The sequence below is a fragment of the Myxococcaceae bacterium JPH2 genome, from assembly GCA_016458225.1.
Classification (GTDB): domain Bacteria; phylum Myxococcota; class Myxococcia; order Myxococcales; family Myxococcaceae; genus Citreicoccus.
Map to the genome: position 1 here is coordinate 51,513 of JAEMGR010000028.1, position 20,224 is coordinate 71,736.

The 20,224-nt window shown below is 72.0% G+C and carries 16 protein-coding genes and 1 pseudogene; 8 read left to right on the forward strand and 9 right to left on the reverse strand.

Annotated features, from left to right (window positions below; genetic code table 11):
* Positions 1-4 precede the first annotated feature (4 nt).
* The 3 genes and pseudogenes from JGU66_29555 to JGU66_29565 all read right to left on the reverse strand — a co-directional run bounded on the left by JGU66_29555 (position 5) and on the right by JGU66_29565 (position 2,364).
* A pseudogene (locus JGU66_29555) lies at positions 5-235 on the reverse strand (ATPase).
* 100 nt (positions 236-335) lie between these two features.
* A complete protein-coding gene (locus tag JGU66_29560; protein MBJ6764931.1) occupies positions 336-1,262 on the reverse strand; it encodes a LysR family transcriptional regulator in 927 nt (308 codons plus the stop codon).
* Positions 1,263-1,314: 52 nt separating this feature from the next.
* Positions 1,315-2,364, reverse strand: coding sequence for an NAD(P)-dependent alcohol dehydrogenase (locus JGU66_29565; GenBank protein MBJ6764932.1), 1,050 nt, complete (start codon positions 2,362-2,364; stop codon positions 1,315-1,317).
* A gap of 162 nt (positions 2,365-2,526) precedes the next feature.
* Here JGU66_29565 and JGU66_29570 point away from each other — a divergent pair, with 162 nt between their 5' ends.
* Positions 2,527-2,820, forward strand: a complete 294-nt coding sequence (locus JGU66_29570; GenBank protein MBJ6764933.1) for a hypothetical protein — start codon at positions 2,527-2,529, stop codon at positions 2,818-2,820.
* Positions 2,821-2,835: 15 nt separating this feature from the next.
* On the opposite strand, the gene JGU66_29575 is transcribed toward JGU66_29570, so the two are convergent.
* Complete coding sequence (locus JGU66_29575; GenBank protein MBJ6764934.1) at positions 2,836-3,033, reverse strand: hypothetical protein; 198 nt, start codon at positions 3,031-3,033, stop codon at positions 2,836-2,838.
* Between the two features lie 280 nt (positions 3,034-3,313).
* On the opposite strand from JGU66_29575, the gene JGU66_29580 reads away from it, so the two are divergent.
* From JGU66_29580 to JGU66_29590, 3 genes are all read left to right on the forward strand, one after another.
* Complete coding sequence (locus JGU66_29580) at positions 3,314-3,631, forward strand: DUF2171 domain-containing protein (GenBank protein MBJ6764935.1); 318 nt, start codon at positions 3,314-3,316, stop codon at positions 3,629-3,631.
* Positions 3,632-3,781: 150 nt separating this feature from the next.
* Positions 3,782-4,999, forward strand: a complete 1,218-nt coding sequence (locus JGU66_29585; GenBank protein ID MBJ6764936.1) for a galactose oxidase — start codon at positions 3,782-3,784, stop codon at positions 4,997-4,999.
* 204 nt (positions 5,000-5,203) lie between these two features.
* Entirely contained in the window at positions 5,204-6,640 is a 1,437-nt protein-coding gene (locus tag JGU66_29590; protein ID MBJ6764937.1) for an aminopeptidase P family protein, read from the forward strand.
* Positions 6,641-6,649: 9 nt separating this feature from the next.
* Here JGU66_29590 and JGU66_29595 read toward each other — a convergent pair whose 3' ends face one another.
* Complete coding sequence (locus tag JGU66_29595; GenBank protein ID MBJ6764938.1) at positions 6,650-7,837, reverse strand: cytochrome-c peroxidase; 1,188 nt, start codon at positions 7,835-7,837, stop codon at positions 6,650-6,652.
* A gap of 183 nt (positions 7,838-8,020) precedes the next feature.
* Positions 8,021-8,431 carry a hypothetical protein gene (locus JGU66_29600; GenBank protein MBJ6764939.1) on the reverse strand — a complete coding sequence of 137 codons (411 nt, stop codon included), beginning with the start codon at positions 8,429-8,431 and terminating at the stop codon, positions 8,021-8,023.
* Positions 8,432-8,876: 445 nt separating this feature from the next.
* Here JGU66_29600 and JGU66_29605 point away from each other — a divergent pair, with 445 nt between their 5' ends.
* Positions 8,877-9,335, forward strand: a complete 459-nt coding sequence (locus tag JGU66_29605; GenBank protein ID MBJ6764940.1) for a DUF2267 domain-containing protein — start codon at positions 8,877-8,879, stop codon at positions 9,333-9,335.
* Between the two features lie 51 nt (positions 9,336-9,386).
* On the opposite strand, the gene JGU66_29610 is transcribed toward JGU66_29605, so the two are convergent.
* Both JGU66_29610 and JGU66_29615 read right to left on the reverse strand, forming a co-directional pair.
* Positions 9,387-10,055: an outer membrane beta-barrel protein gene (locus tag JGU66_29610; GenBank protein MBJ6764941.1), complete on the reverse strand. Its 669-nt coding sequence runs from the start codon at positions 10,053-10,055 to the stop codon at positions 9,387-9,389.
* A 163-nt stretch (positions 10,056-10,218) separates the two neighbouring features.
* Positions 10,219-11,985, reverse strand: a complete 1,767-nt coding sequence (locus tag JGU66_29615) for a S8 family serine peptidase (GenBank protein ID MBJ6764942.1) — start codon at positions 11,983-11,985, stop codon at positions 10,219-10,221.
* A 474-nt stretch (positions 11,986-12,459) separates the two neighbouring features.
* On the opposite strand from JGU66_29615, the gene JGU66_29620 reads away from it, so the two are divergent.
* Positions 12,460-14,856 carry a serine/threonine protein kinase gene (locus tag JGU66_29620; protein ID MBJ6764943.1) on the forward strand — a complete coding sequence of 799 codons (2,397 nt, stop codon included), beginning with the start codon at positions 12,460-12,462 and terminating at the stop codon, positions 14,854-14,856.
* A gap of 53 nt (positions 14,857-14,909) precedes the next feature.
* On the opposite strand, the gene JGU66_29625 is transcribed toward JGU66_29620, so the two are convergent.
* Complete coding sequence (locus JGU66_29625) at positions 14,910-15,581, reverse strand: hypothetical protein (GenBank protein ID MBJ6764944.1); 672 nt, start codon at positions 15,579-15,581, stop codon at positions 14,910-14,912.
* A 192-nt stretch (positions 15,582-15,773) separates the two neighbouring features.
* On the opposite strand from JGU66_29625, the gene JGU66_29630 reads away from it, so the two are divergent.
* Complete coding sequence (locus JGU66_29630) at positions 15,774-16,217, forward strand: hypothetical protein (protein ID MBJ6764945.1); 444 nt, start codon at positions 15,774-15,776, stop codon at positions 16,215-16,217.
* Positions 16,218-16,564: 347 nt separating this feature from the next.
* Complete coding sequence (locus tag JGU66_29635) at positions 16,565-20,221, forward strand: response regulator (GenBank protein ID MBJ6764946.1); 3,657 nt, start codon at positions 16,565-16,567, stop codon at positions 20,219-20,221.
* Positions 20,222-20,224 lie beyond the last annotated feature (3 nt).

Sequence of the window (20,224 nt, forward strand, 5' to 3'; positions counted from 1 at the left end):
GGGGCGCCCGGTCCGAGGCGAGCGTGGCGCTGCACACCTGCACGCGGCTCCGGTCGCCCACGTCCTTGGGGGAAATCGTCACACCGCCCACGGGCGTGTCACCGCCCAGGATGGATGTCTCCACCGCGCGCGGAGACAGCTTCCAACCCGGTGGGCGAGGACGGTCGTCATGCGCCGCGAGTGCGTCCAGCTCGGCCTTGTACTGGGGCTCAGCGGGCAGGCGGATGTCCGGCATCCAGCGAACGCTATCCAGAGCCTCTGACGTCCCGCAATGCGGGAGGAAACCCAGGGAGGAGGGGCGCGTTCCGAAGGCCCAGCGTGAAGCCGTGGGCAGCTCAGGAGGTCTTGGGGCCCGAGCGCTTCTGGAGCCCGGAGAACTCTCGCGCCACGTCCGCGAAGGCTCGCAGGGCCGGGGACATTCGCGCGCGGCTGGGGAAGTAGAGGAACAACCCCGGGACGACGGGCGCGTAGGGCTCGAGCACCGCGCGCAGCGTGCCGTTCGCGAGCTGGGTCGCCACCAACGGCTCGAACGCGTACGCCAGCCCCACGCCTGCTTCGGCCAGCGTCAGCATCAGCGCGCTGTCGGTGGTCGTCACTGGCCCGGCCACCGGGACGCGCCAGTTCCGGCGGCCCCGCTCCAGCTCCCATGCGTAGCGCGAGCCAGAGGTTTCCGACTGGATACAGATGCAATCGTGTTTCAGGAGGTCCTCGGGCTTCTGGGGCGTGCCCCGTCGCGCCAGATACGCCGGCGCGCCCACCACGAGGAACCGCCGCTCCGTCGACAGGCGGAGCTGCACCATGTCCCGCTCGATGGATTCGCTCAGGCGGATGCCCGCGTCCAACTCCTCCTCGACGATGTCCACCATGCGGTTCTCGGCGCGCACGTGCACCTCGACCTTCGGGTGGCGCGCGAGGAACACCGGCAGCAGCGGCGCGAGGAACACCGGCACGGCCATGGTGGGCACGGTGAGGCGCACGCGGCCCGTCACCTCGCCGGGCCTGGCGGTGGCCAGCTTGAGCGCCTCCATCGCCTGGTCCACCGCGGGCCCCGCGTCCTCCAGCAGGCGACGCCCCGCGTCCGTGAGCGCTACGCTGCGCGAGGTGCGCGTGAGGAGGGTGACGCCCAGCCGTGCCTCCAGATGGCGCACGGCCTGGCTGAGCGCGGACGGGGAGAGCGCCAGGTCCGCCGCGGCCGCCGCGAAGCTGCGTCGGCGCGCGACCGCGAGGAAGGCATTCAGCGCGTTGAGCGGAGTGGTGGCCATCGTGTCGCTGTCCTATCGGCCCCGCTCCGCTCGCGCCAGTCGGCAGCGCCCATCACTCCCGCGGCAGGCTGGCCATGTCGATGACGAAGCGGTAGCGCACGTCGCCCTTCATCATCCGCTCGTAGGCCGCGTTGACCTGCTGAATGGGGATGATCTCCACGTCGGATGCGATGCCTCGCGCGGCGCAGAAGTCGAGCATCTCCTGCGTCTCCGCGATGCCGCCAATCATCGAGCCGACCAGCCGCTTGTTCCCGTTGATGAGCGAGAACGCGCCCACGGGCGTCGGCGTCGGCGGCGCGCCCACCAGCACCATGGTGCCGCGCGGGCGCAGCATGCCCAGGTACGCGTTGTAGTCGTGCTCGGCCGAGACGGTGTCGATGATGAGGTCGAAGTGGTTCGCCAGCCGCGCGAACGTGGTGGGGTCCGTCGTGAGGGCGAAGCCCTGGGCACCCATCCGGCGCGCGTCGTCCTGCTTGCGCGTGGACGTGCTGAGCAGCGTCACCTCGGCGCCCATCGCGGCCGCGAGCTTCACCGCCATGTGGCCCAGTCCGCCCAGGCCCACCACGCCCACGCGGTCTCCCGGCTTGCAGTTCCACTGACGCAGGGGCGAGTACGTGGTGATGCCAGCGCACAGCAGCGGCGCGGCCTTGGCCGGGTCCAGCCCCGCGGGGATGCGCACCACGAAGTGCTCGGTGACGACCATCCGCGCCGAGTAGCCGCCGTAGGTGGGCGTCTTCCGGTCCAGCTCCGTGCCGTTGTACGTGAACGCGGTGCCCTGCTCGCAGAACTGCTCCGCGCCATCGCGGCACTGCGCGCACGTCCGGCACGAGTCCACGGTGCAGCCCACGCCCACCAGGTCTCCCACCTTGAACTTCGTGACGCCCGAGCCCACGCGCTGCACGCGACCGACAATCTCGTGCCCCGGGACCATGGGGAAGAGGCCGCCGCCCCACTCGTCGCGGGCCTGGTGGATGTCGGAGTGGCAGATGCCGCAGTACAGGACGTCGAGCACCACGTCGTGAGCGCCGGGCTCGCGGCGCTCGATGGTGGTGGGCGCCAGGGGCGCATGGGGCGTGGCGGCGGCGTAGGCAGAGGTCTTCATGTCCAGGTCTCCAGTCGGTGTGTCGAAGGCGCCCAGATATGTCCCTGAACCATCGTTCGGGAAACACGAGGAGTGTGCATGGCCCGTGTAGGAAAACTTCACGTTCCCCGAGGAGCCCTGTCGCGCGTTGTCCGCGCGCGCCGGGCTGACTAAGACGGGGGCATGTACGCGCTCGCCATCGTCCGTTATCGCCGTCCGCTCGAAGAGGTGCTGCCCCACGTCGACGCGCATCGCGCGTACCTGGGCGCGCTGCACGCGCGCGGGGTGGTGTTGGCCTCGGGCCCGTTGGATCCGCGCAGCGGTGGCGCGGTGCTGCTGCGTGTTCCGGACGCGGACGCACACGCCACGCTCTCGCGCATCCGCGACGAGGACCCGTTCACCCAGGCGGGTGTCGCCCAGTACGAGCTGCTGCCGTGGGTGCCCGGCATCGGCCGCGAGTCGCTCGACAAGCTCTAGCGCTCGCGGCGCGCGTCACGCGTAGATTTCCGCGCTCTCGGTAGCCATGGCCACGCGGCGGTTCACCTGGTCCAGGCGCTCGTAGCGCTCGCGCAGCATGTCCCGGTAGGCGTGCTGCTCCGCGTGAGCAATCTCCTCCAGCAGCACGCGCAGCGCCGCGTCCAGGGCCTGCTTCAGCTCGCGCGCGTCCTCGTCCGACAGTTCCAGCAGCATGGCGGAGCCCTCCTGTCTCAACGTTAGGCACCCGCTCGCGTGAGACCGCGCGAGGGCCGCCCGGGGCTCGGCCGCGAGGCGCTCCAGGCGCCCCCTCCGCTCCCTGCTCTCGCGCGGGAATGCGCCGTGCTTCAGCGCCACCAGGGAGCGTTCGCCGCACCGCGTGCCCGCCTCCTTCCCGCGTCGCCGCGTCCGCGTCTTCATCTTGAGCCCAGGGGGCGCGAACGAATCCCCGGCGCCCCGGCCACTCCGATGGCCGATGACGCGAAGGAGGCTCCCGATGGTGAAGCTGGGAAGCGTGCGCGAGGGTATGACGGTGCGCGCCGCGGATGGACACAAGGTGGGGCACGTCGTGGGCGTGGGCGACACCCACTTCGAGCTGGAGAAGCACCTGGTGCCCATCCCGCGTCGCGACTACCTCATCGACTACGGCGACGTGGATGTGGTGCGCGGGCGCGAGGTCTTCTTGAAGCAGGCGGACCATCCGCTGCTCACCCTGGAGGTCGACGATGACGGCGGCGCCTTGCCTCCGCGCAACAGCGGCAGCCTGGACGCGGAGCCCAGCAATGAGACGCCGGGGATTGCCTCACCCTCCTGAGTGACGCGCCGCGCGCTGCTCGCTGGGAAGGAGGGGAATTCCAACCTGCCAGGCGGGGCAACCGTCTGAAATCATTCAGGTAAAGCCGACAAGGCATGTCAGACCGTCAGGTTAGACCTCGCCCTTCGACCCGACGTCCAGGTGGGGGACATGCGACGGCTTTCGGCTTCTTGCGTCACGGTGGCGCTCTTCACGGTGGTCTTCTCTTGCAGCCCGGGTCCGCGCGCGGACACGGGGGAGGCGGAGCTTGATGGCGTGCCCGGCGCGCTGCTCACGCCTCGGCGGTTGCTGCCCTTCGTCCAGTTGGAGGACGGGCGCGTGTTGGCGGCCGGAGGGCATGACGGGCACCGCACGTTGACGGCGTGCGAGGTGTTCGAGCCCGAGACCGGCGAGTGGCACGCCACGGGCGCGCTGCACACGGGGCGGCGCAATCACGCGACGGTGCGGCTCGCGGATGGGCGCGTGCTGGTGGTGGGTGGCACCAACGGTCTGGCGATGGGCGCGCTGGCGAGCGCGGAGGTCTTCACGCCCGCCACGGGCACGTGGGCGGAGGTGTCGCCCATGCATGAGCCGCGCAATGATCCGGCGATGGTGTTGCTGGCGGATGGGCGCGTGCTGGTGGCGGGCGGCACGGACGTGGATCGCCGCGTGTTGCGCTCGGCGGAGCTGTTTGATCCGACGACGGGCACGTGGTCTCCGGCCGAGCCACCCGCGTTCGCGCGAGGTGGGGCGCGCACGGCCGTGCTGCTGCGTGATGGTCGAGCGCTCTTCGCCAGCGGTCTCCAGTCAGAGCTGTACGACGCGACCACGGGCCACTGGGAGAAGGCGGGCCTGGTGGGCGGCGCGGCGGGCACGCATCGACTGGGGCACACGGTGACGTTGCTGCCAGACGGGCGCGTGCTCGTGGTGGGTGGCATCACCCAGCGCGCGGCGGAGACGGCGGAGGTGTTCTCTCCGGTGACGGGCGCGTGGACGTTGTTGCCGTCGCCCATGGTGCCGCGTGACCACCACACCACGGTGGTGACGTCCGAGGGCGCGGTGCTGGTGATGGGCGGAGAGCACTACACCACGGGCGCGCTCGCCTCGGTGGAGCGCTTTGAGCCGACGACGGACACGTGGTCCTCCTCGCCCGCGCTCCACGACGCGCGAGAGGGCGCCACCGCGTTGCTGCTGCCGGACGAGACGGTGGTCCTGGCGGGCGGTTGGAACGAGTTGGGAACGCTCGCGCTCAGCGAGGCGTACGTGCCGGACAGCTGCGTGCCCGCCACGTGCGCGACGCGAGTGGGCACGTGCGGCGCTGTGCAGGACGGCTGCGGGCGCGTGCTCGACTGCGGACCGTGCACGGTGCCGGAGCGCAGCGGTCCGTAGCGCGCGGAGACGTTGCGTGTCGCTTTGCTCCGGCACTCAATGCCGGAGCGAAGCGGTCCATGCCGCGCGGGGTCTTGGATTCGGCGCGAAGTCCGCGCATCGCGCCGAGTTTCCGGGACTGGTGTCCAGCCGAGAGAGCGCCACGGCCCCGAAGGCCCTGCATCGCAGCGGCATGCGAAGTCCTCGCGTGCCAGACTGCGCGCCATGCGCACTTGGAAACGGTTCCTCTTCCTTCCGCTTGTCTGGTCCACCGCTTGCGCCACCGCGAACACCGCCGCATCGCCGGCCGTTGCTTCGCCCGCGCCGACGGCCGCTCCGGCCGCGTCAGCTCCAGTTGCCCGCGCCGCCGTGGAGCGGCCCTTTGGAACGCTGCGAGAGCAGGCCGAGCGTCAGCAGTCCTGGCTGCGTGAGCGCCTCACGGTCGCGGTGCCCGAGCTGATGCGCAAGTACGGCGTGCAGATGTGGGTCGTCCCCATGCGCGAGTACAACGAGGACCCGGTCTTCAAGGCGCTCGTGTCGCCCACCACGTTCGCCGCGCGCCGCCGCACCATCTACGTGTTCTTCGACCGGGGACCGGAGAAGGGCGTGGAGCGGCTGGCCCTGGGCGGAGGCTCGCAGGGCGGCGTGTACGAGCCGCGCCGCGCGCAGCAGCAGGTGGACCGAGGCGGCGCCACGCGGGCCGCCGAGCTGTGGGGCCCCGAGCAGTGGCAGGTACTCAAGCAGGTGCTCGAGGAGCGCCAGCCGAAGTCCGTCGCCATCAACGTGTCGCGCACCTTCGCCTTCGCGGACGGCCTCTCCCATGGCGAGTACGAGGGCATGGCCGAGGCGCTCGGGCCGGCCTGGATGAAGCGCTTCAAGCCCGCGGGCAACCTGCCGGTGGACGTCATCGCGTGGCGGAGCGCGGACGAAGCGCGCTTCTACGAGGACCTGACGAAGCTCGCGTGGAACGTCATCGAGACGGCCTTCTCCAGCCAGGTCATCACCCCGGGCGTCACGCGCACGCAGGACGTCGAGTGGTGGATGCGCCAGCGCCTGGGCGACCTGGGCCTGGACACGTGGTTCCAGCCGGACGTGGACGTGCAGCGCCAGGGCGCCACGGAGGAGCAGGTGGGGGACAACCCCCTCATCCAGCGCGGCGACGTGCTGCACTGCGACTTCGGCATCACCGCGCTGCGCCTCAACACGGACACCCAGCACATGGGCTACGTGCTGCGCGAGGGCGAGCAGGACGTTCCGGAGGGCCTCAAGGCCGCGCTCCAGCGCTCCAACCGGCTGCAGGACATCGTCATCGCGGAGCTGCGCCCCGGCCGCACCGGCAACGACATCCTCCGCGCCTCGCGTGAGCGGATGAAGGCCGAGGGCATCGACGGCACCGTGTACTCGCACCCCATCGGGCTGCACGGCCACGGCGCCGGGCCCATGATTGGCCTGTGGGACCGGCAGGAGGGCGTGCCCGGCAACGGCGACCACACCGTCATCCCCAACGAGTGGTTCTCCATCGAGCTGCAGGCCACCAGCGCCGTGCCGGAGTGGGGCGGGCAGCAGGTACGCTCGGCGCAGGAGGAGGACGTCACCGTGGATGCGTCCGGCACCCTGCGCTGGGCGTGGCAGCGCCAGACGCGCTTCCACCTGGTGCGTTAACCGCCGTGGCTACTGCTGCTGCGGTGCGCCGGTGAGCGACTTGAGCAGGTCCACCAGGGCCTGCTTCTCCTCCGAGTCCAGGCCCAGCTTCTGGATGGACTCGGAGCGCTTCCCCGGGAAGGTGCCCGCGGGGTCGCCGCCCTTGTCGTAGAACTCCACGACGTCCTCCAGCGTGCGCAGCGAGCCGTTGTGCATGTACGGCGCCGTCAGCTCCACGTTGCGCAGCGTCGGGGTCCGGAAGGCGCCCTCCATCTCCTCGCGCTTCGTCACCAGGTCCGTGCGCAGCCGCTGCAGCCGCTTGGCGTCCTCTCCGTCGGGGGCGTCGCTGTAGGGGCCCGCGGCGTTGAAGGTCCAGTCGAGCAGCCCGTCCGCCACCGCGCCGCGCCCGTGCTGGCTCTCCGCCGCGTCGTCGCGCAGGCCCAGGTTGTGGAACGCGCCGTTGTCGTTGAGCGCGGCGCCCTTGTGACACAGGATGCACTGGCCCTTGCGGAGGAACGTCTTGAGGCGCAGGTACGCCGGGTCCTTCTTCTGGGTGCCGGTCTCCACCGCCGCGAGGAAGCGCTTCACGTCCTCGTCGAAGGGCGACGCCGTGCGGTTCACCCCGGCCTCGTACGCGGCCAGCATCTTGCCCACGTTGGCCAGCAGGCGGTTGCCGTCGGACTCGTCCGCGGGCGCTCGGCCGAAGAACTTCTGGTAGCTCTGCCGGTAGTCCGCGTCGCCATCCAGGTGCGTGCGCACGATGTCGGCGTTGGAGTTCATCTCCACCGGGTTCGTCAGCGGCAGCACGGCCTGGGACCACAGCTCGTCCGCGCGGCCATCCCACATGTACCAGGTGTTGAAGCCCGCGTTGATGATGGTGGGCGGGTTGCGCACGGTCCGCTGGCCGTCACAGCCCTCGGCGGTGGGCGTGTCCACGGTGCGGCCCTCGCCGTCGTGACAGCTCTGGCACGACACCGTCTTGCAGCGCGACAGGCCCGGGTCATGGAACAGCCGGTTGCCTACCCGGAAGGCCTCCGCGTTGCCCTCCAGCCGGTTGGTCGCATCGCGCGGCAGCGGGGTGCTGCCCAGCGGCGACAGGTTCCGCAGGTCGTCGAGTTCGTCCTCGGACGGGAAGGGCGCTTCGGACTCGCACGCCACGCCCAACAGCCCTGTCAGGGCCAAGGCGAAGGCCTTGCTACGCACAGAGGATGCTCTCATCGCCGGGGGTTCCTTCGTTCCGGGCCCCCCGTGCCGGCCGCTGCGCCCCGGGAACGAGCCACCGAGCGAGCTTGCCGCCCTCACCCCAGTGATGCAATCCGGAATTCCCCGCCGTTCCCCACCCGCGCCAGCCCGAAGACAGGCGGCGCGAGGGTGGGGACTACGGGCCCGCCACGCGCCGAATCAGGACGCGCAGGTGAGCTGGAAGTCGCGCAGCGCCGTCTCGTACTTCTTCATCGACAGCGAACCCTCGGCCGGGGTGGCGGTCGGGGCCGCGCCGTTGGTGCACTTGACGTCCGCGCCCACGACCAGGTTGATCTTCAGGTCCGTCTCGTGCGGCAGGCCCGACACGAAGTACTGGCAGCGGTCACCGCGGCTGTTCGCCTTGATCTCCCCCTTGCCCAGGGCCACGCCCGGAGCGGCGGCGGAGGAGACGACCACGCGAACGCTGTCGCACGGGTTGCTCTGCAGGCCGGCCTTGGGCACCGCGACCACTCCGCTGACAGTGGCGGTGCCGCCCGGCCCACCCGCGCTCCCCGTGGTGGCGCAACCCGCGGCGGCCAGAATCAATGCGGCGACAGCAATGCGAGACATGGAATCCTTCTTTCAGAGAAAGAGAAAAGTGATGGGTGGCGGCGGGCCGCCGTCCAGGCAACCTACGTCGCGCGCCACATACAATTGCTTCGGGAATTCATTCCACGAGGGTGATGCCTCCGGGAATGGAGAACTGGCATGGAATCCCGGGCGAGACCGCACTCTGCGTCGGTATAGAGAGGGACCCGAGGTCTCGGGGATGAGCGCGGTTGATGCGTCGAATCAATGACAGACATACCCACTCCTGGGACAAATCCAGCCATTCCCAAAGATGAACATCCGTCCCGCCTCTGGGAATGCCTGTCGGCTCGAACGGCGGGGGTGGCTTGAGGGGGCGAGCCTCACCGGCCGCGCACCGCGACATGCAACCGTGACACTGCTCCCTTGCCTGCTGCCGCGGGCCGCGACCGCGCCCACGGTGAAGGGGCAGGGAGAGGAGACGCTCATGTCGATGCAGAGGCAGGACGAGACGCTGTCGTGGTCGGGGCTGGGCGTGGGGACGGACCGCCCATCCTTCCTGGCGAAGGTGCGCGAGCAGCTCCCGGACTACGAGCCGGAGCAGGCCTCGGAGGCGGTGTGCTGCGGGCTGTCGGCGCTGTTGCCGGGCGGGTTGGTGGCGCAGATCCGCCAGCAGCTCCCCGAGGATGCCCGCTCGTTGATGGACGGCTGCGAGCGCAAGCCGGGCGCGGACGCGGGCCGGATGGACCGGGATGACTTCTACCTGCACGTGGCCAACCACCTGAACGCGGAGCCGGAGAACGTGCGGCTCGTGCTCCACGGCGTCTTCGCCGCGCTCCAGACGCAAATCACCGAAGGGGAGGCCCGGAAGATTGAAGGGCAGTTGCCGCGCTGGCTGGCGGGGACGTGGGCCGCGGCGCGGGTGGGGATTGATCGCCCGTCGTGAGCGGGCGCGGCGCCTCGGGGCTCGCATGGGCCCCGGGCGCCGCTCGCGGCGTCAGTAGGTGCCGCCCAGGGACAGCGTGGCCTGGTAGCGCCCGCTGCCGGCGTCATTGCCCGGAGTGGGCGCGAAGTCCTGGCCGAGCAGGAAGTCGTAGTTCACGCGCGCGTCCGCGGTGAACGTCTTGCCCATCTGGTAGCGCAGGCCCACGCCCACCGGTGCGTACGCGCTCGTGTCGTCCTTGAAGCCGAGCTGGGCGCCCCGGAAGTCGTTGCGGATGTTGAAGTGCTCGAAGCCGATGCCGCCCAGCACGTAGGGCTGGAGCCGGGTGTCGGTGAGGTCCGCCACCAGCGCCGCCTGCCCGCCGTTGCGCACGATGTCGGGCCCGTCCGTGATGCCGCCCTCGGTGCGGCCCCGGGTGTCGATGTCGGAGAGGCCGCCGCTGTACCCCAGCTCCAGGCCGAGCATGGGCACCGGCCGGTAGCCCACCACGGCGCCATACGAGGCACCGGGTTGCAGCTCGGGCGCGAGCTTGCCCGTGTAGCCCTCCATGCCGCCGCCGATGAGCGCGTAGAGGCCGGTGCCCGCCTGTTTGCTCTCGCGTTTGACCGTGACGGTCTCGGTGGAGGTGTACGTCTGGTTCGTTGACCGGTAGTCGTCCTCGGCCAGCGCCACGCTCGCCCCCAGCGCCGCCGCGCATGCGCCCACGCGAATGATGGTCCTCATGATGTCCCGGACTCCTTTCGTTCGTTCGAAGCGCAACGTGGAGTGCACGCGACTCAAGGGCAACGGGATGGCCCGGAAGGTCCTTCCTCGTCCACCCGGTGGGCACGCGATGGGCGCACCGGGTGAACGCCGCTTCCCACCCTGGGCAAGGGCGGGGTGTCTCTCAGGGCAGCCGAGCCAGCGCGGCCTTGGCCTGCACCAGGCCGTGGCCATAGCCGGAGTCGCGCCCCGGCGGGCCCAGGTCGCGGGCGGAGGACTCGAGCACGTTGCGGACCTGGAGCGGCGTCAGCTCGGGGTGGGCGCTCCACAGCAGCGCGGCCACGCCGCTGACATAGGGCGTGGCCATGGACGTGCCGGACGAGTAGGCGTAGTCGACCGGCCGCAGCGTGAGGTGCACGGAGTGGCCCACCATGCGCCGCAGCAGCACGGTGCTGGACGCCTGGCTGATGGTGACCGCGGGCGCCCAGTGGCCCTCGCGAGGCAGCGCGGCGATGTCCACCGTGCCCCCCGCTCGCGAGTCATCCGGACCGAACACGACGGCGCGCGCGCCCTGCATCATCACCGTGGCCGTGGCGTCATCGACGGACACCGGGCCGGGCCGCACGTACGCGATGAAGCCGTCGCACGTGCTGCCCTGGCACGAGCCGAGCGAGTCCCCCTCGCCGCAATCCACCAGCTGCCCCACCGCGTCGCCCGCCGGCGCGTACATCAGTGAGCGCGACACGGGGTGCATGCCCTCCACCTCCAATTCGGAGAAGGCGCCCAGGCCCCGCGGGAAGGTGGACAGCACGTCCACGCCCGGCGCCACCAGGCTCAGCTCCGGCCCTCCGGACGAGAACGAGGCGCGGCGCCCCTGTGCGTCCACCGCGCCCACCGCCAGCACGGACGGATCCGCCGCCGGGTACAGCACGGGACCGGCACCCTGGTTCCCCGCCGCGGCCACCACGAGCATCCCGTGGTCCAGCGCGGCCTTGAACGCCTCCTCCGACAGCCGCGTGCCCGAGCCGCCGCCCAGCGACAGCGACGCGACGCGCGCGCCCTGCTGCTCGCACCACTCGAGCGCCTCGAACACGTAGCTCATCTGCGTGCGCCCGTGCGTGTCGAGCACCCGGGCGATGAGCAGCTCCGCCTCGGGCGCCACGCCCACCACGCCGTCTGGCCCCAGCACCGGCGCGCCCTGTCCGCCCTGCCCGCGCCGCGCCGCGAGGATGCCCGTCACGTGCGTGCCGTGGCCCTCGCCCCACACGCCGCCCTCGCTGTCGCTCGGGTCGTCATCGCCGTAGAGGAAGTCCTTGCTGGCGACCACCGCGCCCTGGAACTCCGGGTGCTGCACGTCCAGCCCGCTGTCGATGACGCACACCCGCACGCCTCGGCCCGTGGGCGCGCCCGGGTCCGGCTGACCGTCGCCATTCGCGTCCCACACGTCCGCGGCCTGCACCATCCGCAGGCCGTCCATCTGCTCGGAGGGCCAGGCCCCCAGCGACGATGCCGTGACGGCGCCCAGCGCCGCCGCTCGGGGCAGCTCCTGGCTGAACCACACTTGATCCGCCTCGATGCTGTCCACCCGAGGGTCCGCCGCCAGCCGCGCGCGCTCCTCCGGATTGACCCGCGCCGCCACGGCCGGGATGTTGCGGAAGACGATGCTCACCTTCCCGCTGGCCACCGTCGCCGCGCTCACGTGGCGCCGCTCGCGGTAGCGGATGAGCACGGGCTCTCGGCCGTCTTCGTCCACCTGGCCCGGCTCGATGACGGGCGCCGCGCGCAGCCCCTGCCGCGCCTGGCCCGGACGCGGGAGTCCCTGGGGTGTCTGATCCGGACGCGTGCCCGCGATGACACCTGGGCACACCTGGCCCTGGGCCTGAGTGGAGGTGGACACATCCAATGCACACGCCGAAATCGTCAGGAGTCCGATGAGTCCCCATCGCCGCATGACCCGCTCCTTCTCTTCACGTCGCCCGTGGACTTCGGGGGTTCACGGCCGAAACGATTCCGGCCACACCGGGCGCGCGTGCTCTTGAGGAAGTGCATCGCGCTCCGGCCCGGCAACGGCTCGGGGGGCCGCCTGGCCCCGTGGGGTGCGCCGGTTCACATGGCATGTGTTGCCGTGATGACCTGCTTTCCGCGTTATCGGCGGTGCTGGGGGGATGCCGCGCAACCCGCTGAAAAGTGGACCGCGCGGGGGTGGGCACACCTCCGCCGTTCGGGGTTGGCCCGCAAACTCCGTGCAACGCCGAATGAGGCTGCGCGTATCGGTCCGTTGCACGGACCGTTGTGCCTGGAGGGTCTGACATGGCCCCCCAGGGTCGGGTTTTCACTTCCGGGCGACAGCGGTGTCTGAGCGGGGGAGCGGCCTCGGGGCAGCTTGATTCCGCATGTGCCCCGTGGTGCGCTCCGGACCGAAGCCATGAGCACCGCACCGACAGAGTCACCCCGATTTCTGGGGCGTTACGAGCTTGTCCACCTCTTGGGGCAGGGAGGAATGGGCGAGGTGTACCTCGCGAAGCTCTCCGGGGCGGCCGGCTTCGAGAAGCCCTGCATCGTCAAGACCATCCTCCCGGCGTTGCTGAAGGACCGGCAGTTCCTGGACCGGTTCCACCACGAGGCCAAGGTGCTGGTGCACCTGGTCCACTCCTCCATTGCCCAGGTGTACGACATGGGGGAGGCGGACGGGACGTACTTCATGGCGTTGGAGTACGTGGCGGGCGTGGACCTGGCGTACCTGCTGGAGCAGGCGCGCGCGCAGGGCCGGGCCGTCCCGCTGCCGGTGGCCCTGTACGTGGGCCAGAAGATGGCCGAGGGCCTGGGCTACGCGCACCGCAAGGTGGGCCCGGACGGCGAGGCCCTGGGCATCGTCCACCGCGACGTGTCCCCGCACAACGCGATGGTGTCGTACGAGGGCGAGGTGAAGGTCATCGACTTCGGCCTCGCCAAGTCCGCGGCGCGCAGCAAGTACACGCTGCCGTCCACGGTGATGGGGAAGCTGGGGTACATGTCCCCGGAGCAGGTGCGCGCCGAGCCCCTGGACCACCGCAGCGACATCTACTCGTGCGCGGTGGTGCTGTGGGAGATGCTCGCGGGCCGCACGCTCATCCCCCATGGAACCGTGGGCGAGATGATGGCGGCCATGTCCCAGCCGGTGGTGCCCGCGCTCCAAGAGCTGCGGCCGGACGTGGACGCCACGCTGGATGCGGTGGTGCGGCGAGCGCTGACGGCGTCTCCCGCGGACCGCTATGCGCGCGCGGATGACTTCGCCCGGGCCCTCAACGCGGAGCTGCTGCGCGTGGGCACGCCCCTGGGCGCCGAGGAAGTGGGCCAGTTCGTCCGCGCGATGTGCCCGGACGCCTTCGCCGCGCAGCGGAAGTTGATCTCCAAGGTGTCGAGCAATCCCGGCGGCGTGGCGCGCACGCCCCCGCCCGGGGCGGGCGCGTATGGGACGGGCCTCTATGGCGTGAGCCCCGCGCCCGGCATGGCCGATGTCTCTGGCACGGGGCCCACGATGGTTCGCCCGCGCGATGCGTCCGCGCCGGGTTCGCGGCCGGACTCCGGTGGCGTGGCCCGCGAGGGAGAGCAGGTGGACGCCTCGGCGCTCGGCGCCACCGCGGTGCGTCCTCCCAGCGGACCCACGGCGCCCCTGGCTTCCTCCACCGCCGTGACGCCAGCGCCGCTCGCGGCGTCGCCCACGGTGACCGAGCCGCCCCGGCGTCGCTCGCGGGGGCTCGTGGTGGCGCTGGCCGCGCTCCTGCTCGTGGGCTCCACCGCCGCCACCACCGCGTACTTCGTGAAGGCGCGACTCCAGTCGAACGGGGCGGGCACGCCCGTCGCCCTGGCGGAGCCCGCGCCTCGACCGCCGCCGCCGGGACATCCTCCGCATCCGCGTCCTCCCCCGCCGCATCCCGGTGAGGACGGTCCGCCGCCGCCGGGTGAGGAGCCGCGCGAGCCACCTCCCGTGGACGCGCAGGGCCGTCCCCTCCACGGAGGCCCGGAGCCGATGGTCCCAAGCCAGCCAGGCCCCGCGATGGCGGAGGCCGCTGCCCCGAGTGCTGCTTCCGACGCGGGCGTGGCGATGCCCCACGCCGAGGAGCCCGCGACCGCGGAGGCGACGCCCGCCGTGGGCACGGGCCCGACGGCGGCGCCCGAGGTGAAGCCCGCGTCGGTGACTCGGCCGCGGAAGGCCGGGGTCTACGTCGCGGCGAAGTCCGTGGCGGAGGTGAAGACCGTCCGAGGCGAGTTCGTCATCCCCGGCGAGCAGGGCCCCGGGCTGGGTCCGAGCACGTCGCTCCAGGTGGTGGGGCCGCCCGTGAAGGCGAAGGGCGGCAAGCGGCGGCTGTTGGGCTGGGCCACGGTGGAGCGGTTCCGGCCGAGGCTCGGAGTCGTCCAGCTCCGGTTGGATGATGACGCCTTCGCGGCGGAGGAGCCTCGCTTCGTGGTGCTGCCCGAGCAGGCCGCGGCCGCGCCCGTCGTGGAAGCGCCCGCGGCCGTGACACCTCCTCCCGCCGCGGAGGCCCAGAAGCCCGCGAGCCTCAAGCTGCAGGGGCGGGTGGTGGTGCAGAGCCTGGGCGGGCTGGGCCTCCTCAACCGCCGCTACGTGGTGCACAACTCGAGCAGCGTGCCGTGGACGGACTGCAAGATCATGCGCGCCGCGCAGGAGAGCGCCCGCATTCCCCGCGTGCTGCCCGGCCGCCCCATGTCCGTCGCGTTCGGCGACTTCGCGTGGGACGATGACGTGCCCTACTTCCAGCAGGAGAACCGGCTGGTCATCCAGTGCCTGGAAGGCTCGGGCGAGTTCTACGTGAGCCGCTGACGCGGGGCCGCCCAGCTGTGGCGGCCCTCGCGCCGGAAGTCAGTCGCCCGGAATCACTTCGGGAGTCGCTCCGAGGCCACGGGGCACGCGGCGACCACCTGGCTGACCTCCGGGTCTCCTCGGCGGGCGTCGCGCACCGCGCGCGACAGCGACGTCTTGCACTCCCACGTCACGTCCCGCGTCCCGTGGCAGCAGTGCCAGCCCGTCAGCGTGCGGCCCAGGTACTTGAGCAGCTCCTGCTTCGTGGGCATGACGATGAACCACGCCGCGGCGGCCAGCAGGGCCACCCAGGGGAGCTGGGGCACCAGGGCCTTCAGCCACGCCACGACGCCGGGCCGGAGCGTCTCGGCGTGCACGCCCTGCGCCTCGTCCAGGGGCCGGCGCTGAAGCACGGGCTGCATGGGCAGCTCCAGCGGCGCGGTGAACGCGCGCGCCAGGCCGCGCCCCAGGCCCGGAGGCTGACCGCCGCGCACCAACTGGATGCCCAGGAGCTGCCGTCCCAGCGTGCGCCCCGTCAGCCCGCCCACTCCGCTGAGGAGAAGCCAGGCGAGGCCCACCGCCACCGCGAGCGCCGTGTGCGTGCGGTCATGCTCCAGGGCGCGCAGGGCACCCCACCCCCAGAGCCCGGCGGACACGAGGTCCAGCAGGTCCGCCACCCACACTCGCCACTGGAGGCGAGCTGCCTCCGTCACCGTATCCGTCGAGAACAACGTCCCGTGAGTCATCTGCCTCTCTCAAGGCGCCACCATAGTCCGTCGCGCGCCGAAGGGCCCGGACGTTCGCCGGGGGGCTCGGTCCGCCCCGTGACACTCGTCCTTTCCAGTGCTGAGCGCTGGCGCGTCCGGATGACGCCCGGGGAACACCGTGCGTGGCGGACAGTCATCGGTGTCGGACAGGGCCTGTAGCCTTCAGCGGGCGTGATTTCGCTGGATGACAGCCTGTGGCCTCTGCTCATCGCCCGCTTCGAGGGTCCACAATCGCCCGATGAGCTCGAGGCCTACCTCGAGCGGACCGCCGGCTACTTCCGCCGTCGCGAGCCCATGGTGATGCTGGTGGACGCCCGGGACGCCGTGGGCATGCCGCCCGCGCAGCGCCAGCGGCAGGCGGAGTGGCAGCGCCAGCACGAAGCGGTGCTGCGGCACTTCAACCAGGGCACCGCGTTCGTCATCACCTCGCCCGCCGTGCGGCTGTCCCTGAACGTCATCCTCGCGCTGCGCCCGCTGGTGGCGCCGCATGTCGTGGTGCCCACGCTCAGGCAGGCCATTGGCTGGGCGGCGGACCGGTTCGAGGAGACGGGACACCGCTTCCCCGCGCTGCGGCTGCGCACGGCGCTGCTGGGCTCCCGGCGCGGCAGCGGCTAGCGCGAGCCCACGCGTCCCAGGGCTTCCCGGGGCGGTGCGCCCGTCGCGGGCCTGAGTCACGGAGGTTGGTCGGTCACGACCGGGGGGCGTGGCGGCTGTCCGTTTCCGGGAGTGGCGCGCCGTGCCACGGGCTCCCATCTTCCCGTCAGCGCGGTGCGGCGAGCCCGTGGCGGGCCTCGTCGCGCGCGCGAGGGCCATGACCCCGGAGGTTGGGGGATGGTGGGCGGAGGCGGCAGCGGCGGGGGGATGTCGGGGAGCGTCGGGGAGGTCGAGGGTCCCTCGCCGCTGTCGCCAAGGTCTTGCCCCCCACTTGGATAGGGCGAGGTTCTGCCGGACACTGCGCCCCCATGCACTCGCGGGTCGGGCGCCAGGCGGGATGGCGCCACCTCATCCACTGCTGCTTCCTCGTGGTCCTCCTCGTTGGGGCGCCCGGACTGACGCTCGACGCGCATCGCCGCGTCACGCAGTACGTCCACGACGTGTGGCAGAGCGAGGATGGGCTCCCGCAGAACACCATCTTCACCATGGCCCAGACGCGGGATGGCTACGTCTGGCTGGGCACCTTCGAAGGGCTGGTGCGCTTCGACGGCGCGCGCTTCACCGTGTTCGACCGGCGCAACACGCCCGAGCTGCGCAGCCACGCGGTGTCGGCGCTCGTCGAGGATGCGTCGGGCACGCTGTGGGTCGGCACCGAGCGCGGGCTGCTCGCGTACGGGCACGGCGGCTTCGTGCGGGCGCATGGCGCGGCGAGTCCGCTGGCCGACGTGAAGGTGACGGTGCTCGCGGTCAGCGACGGCGTGCTGTGGGTGGGCACGCGCGAGGGGCTGTGGCAGGTGCCGCTCACGGACGGCGCCACGGCGCAGCGGTACACCGAGGCGCAGGGCCTGCCCTCCGCCATCATCCATTCACTGGCGTCCGACGCGGCGGGCGGCTTGTGGGTGGGCACGGACGCGGGCCTGGCGCGCCTGGTGGGCGGACGCGTGGAGCCCGCGCCCTTTCCCTTCCCGGGCCAGGACGCCGCGCCGCCATCCGTCTCGGCGCTGCGCGAGGACGCGGCGGGCGTGCTCTGGGTGGGCACCACCGTGGGCCTCTTCTCGTGGGCGGAAGGGCGGGTCACCCGCTACACCGAGGCCGAGGGACTCCCGGCGGGCCCCATTGGCGCGCTGCTGACGGACCGGCACGGCAACCTGTGGGTGGGCACGCGACGCGGCGGGCTCGTGCGCTACGGCGCGGGCGCCTTCGAGCGCCAGGGGGCCGGCGAGGCCCTGGCCAGCGTCTCCGTGCTGTCCCTGCTGGAGGACAGCGAGGGCAACCTGTGGGTGGGCACCTTTGCGGGCCTGCACCGCCTGCGCGACGGCGCCTTCGCCACCTTCGGCCGGCCCGAGGGGCTGGGGCACGAGACGGCGAGCGCGGTGCTGGAGTCCCGCGACGGCGTGCTGTGGCTGGGCACCATGGGCGGCGGCCTGTTCCGCATGGAGGAGGGGCGCATCTTCCCCGTGACGGTCGCGGACGGCATGCCCGAGGAGACGGTGCTCGCGCTGGCGGAGACGCCGGACGGCGCGCTGTGGGTGGGGACGATGGGCGGCGTGTACCGCTCGGATGGCCGCCACCACTTCACGCGCGTGCTGTCGCGGGCGCAGGGCTTGCCGGACGACACGGTGACGGCGCTGCTGCCCGTGTCCGGCGGAGACCTGTGGGTGGGCATGCAGCACGGGCTGGCGCGCGTGCACGGCGGCTCGGTGACGGTGTTCGGGGCGAAGCAGGGCATCCCCACGGACGCCATTGCCGTGATGCTGGAGGACCCCCTGGGCGGGGTGTGGTTTGGCTCGGACGCGGGGCTCATGCGCTGGGACGGCAAGGGCTTCACGCGCTACACCATGAAGGACGGTCTGCCCGGCGACGCGGTGCTCGCGCTGCTGGCGGATCCAGACGGCACGCTGTGGGTGGGCACCGAGACGGGGCTCGCGCGGCGCAAGGACGGCCGGTGGGCGCGCTACACCACCGAGCAGGGGCTCTACGACGACGCCGTCTTCAGCCTGGTGCCGGACGGCGAGGGCTTCCTGTGGATGAGCAGCAACAAGGGCGTCTCGCGCGTGTCGCGTCGCGACCTGGAGGAGGTAGCCGAGGGACTCCACCGGCGCGTGGAGGCGGTGGGCTTCGACGCGCGCGACGGCATGCGCAGCGGCGAGTGCAACGGCAACACGCAGCCCTCGGGCTTCCGGGGCCGAGACGGCCGACTGTGGTTCACCACCATCCGCGGCATGGTGGCGGTGGACCCCGCGCGCGTGCGGCCCGGCCTGCGCCCTCCGGACGTGCGCATGGAGGAGATTCGCGTGCAGGGGCAGCCGGTGCCGCTGGAGTCGCGGCTGGAGCTGCCTCCGGGCACGACGCGGCTGGAGCTGCGCTTCACCGCCTTCGCGCCGGGGGACACCTCGCGCCTGCCGTTCCGCTACCGGCTGGCGGGCCATGACGAGGGCTGGGTGGACGCGGACGGGCGGCGGACGGCCACGTACACGAACCTGCGCCCGGGGCGGTACCGCTTCGAGGTGACGGCCCACGGGCGGGACGGCGCGTGGTCCGAGCCCGCGTCCCTGGAGGTCGTGCTGGTGCCTCGGCCGTGGCAGCGCACCGGCTTCTGGGCGCTGTTCGTGCTGGGCGTGGGCCTCCTGGGCACGGCGGTGTACCTGCTGCGCGTGGGGCGACTGAAGGCGCGCGAGCGCTGGCTGGAGGCGCGCGTGCAGGAGCGCACCGCCGAACTGGAGCTGGCCAACCGCGAGCTGGAGGACAACATGCGCGCGCTGCGGGACACGCAGGCGCAGCTGCTCCAGGCGGGGAAGATGGCGGCGGTGGGCACGCTCGCGGCCGGCGTGGGGCACGAAATCAACAACCCGCTGGCTTACATCGTGTCCAACCTGGAGCACGCGTGCACGGAGGCGGAGTCGCTCGCCACGCTCCCCGCGGACGCGGGCCCTCGGCTGCGGGACTTGAGCCAGGCGCTGCGCGAGGCGCTGCACGGCGCGGACCGGGTGCGCCGCATCGTCCGGGACCTGAAGACGTTCTCGCGCCGCGACGACGAAGCGCTCGGGCCGGTGGACCTCACGGCCGTGCTGGAGTCCGCGGCGAAGATGGCGTCGAGCGAGCTGCGCCACCGCGCGCGGGTGATTCGCGAGTACAGCGAAGTCCCCAAGGTGGAGGGCAATGAAGCGCGGCTGGTGCAGGTGTTCCTCAACCTGCTCATCAACGCCGCGCAGGCGCTGCCCGAGGGCCGGGCCGAGGTGAACTCGGTGCGGCTGGTGATTCGCACGGGCGCGGTGGGCGAGGTGGTGGCCGAGGTGCGTGACACCGGCTCGGGCATGGCGCCGGAGATGGTGGGCCGCATCTTCGACCCGTTCTTCACCACCAAGCCGGTGGGCGTGGGCACGGGGCTGGGGCTCTCGCTGTGCCATGCGTACGTGACGGGCATGGGCGGCCACATCGCCGTGGAGAGCGAATTGGGCAAGGGCTCGGTGTTCCGCGTGACGCTGCGCGCGGCCCGAGCGCCAGGCGAAGGCCCCGTGGTGCCCCGCGAGGACGCGGCGAGCCGGGTGTCCGAGGTGGCCGCGCCCGTGCGAGGGAAGGTGCTGGTGGTGGACGACGAGCCCATGGTGAGCGGCGCCATCCGCCGCACGCTCGCGCGCGAGCACGACGTGGAGGTGATGGTGAGTTCGCGGCAGGCGCTGGAGCGGCTGCGCGCGCCTGACGCCAGCTTCGACGTCATCCTCTGCGACCTGATGATGCCGGAGCTGACCGGCATGGAGCTGCACGACGCGCTGGAGGAAAGCGCGCCGCAGCTGGCGGCGCGCATGGTGTTCATCACCGGCGGCGCCTTCACCTCGGCGGCGCGCACCTTCCTGGAGCGCGTGCGCAACCCGCGCGTGGAGAAGCCCTTCGAGCCGGAGGAGCTGCGCGAGGTGGTGCGCTCCGGCGTGGCGCGGGCGCGCGGGACCTCCAGCCGCGCGGCCTGAGCG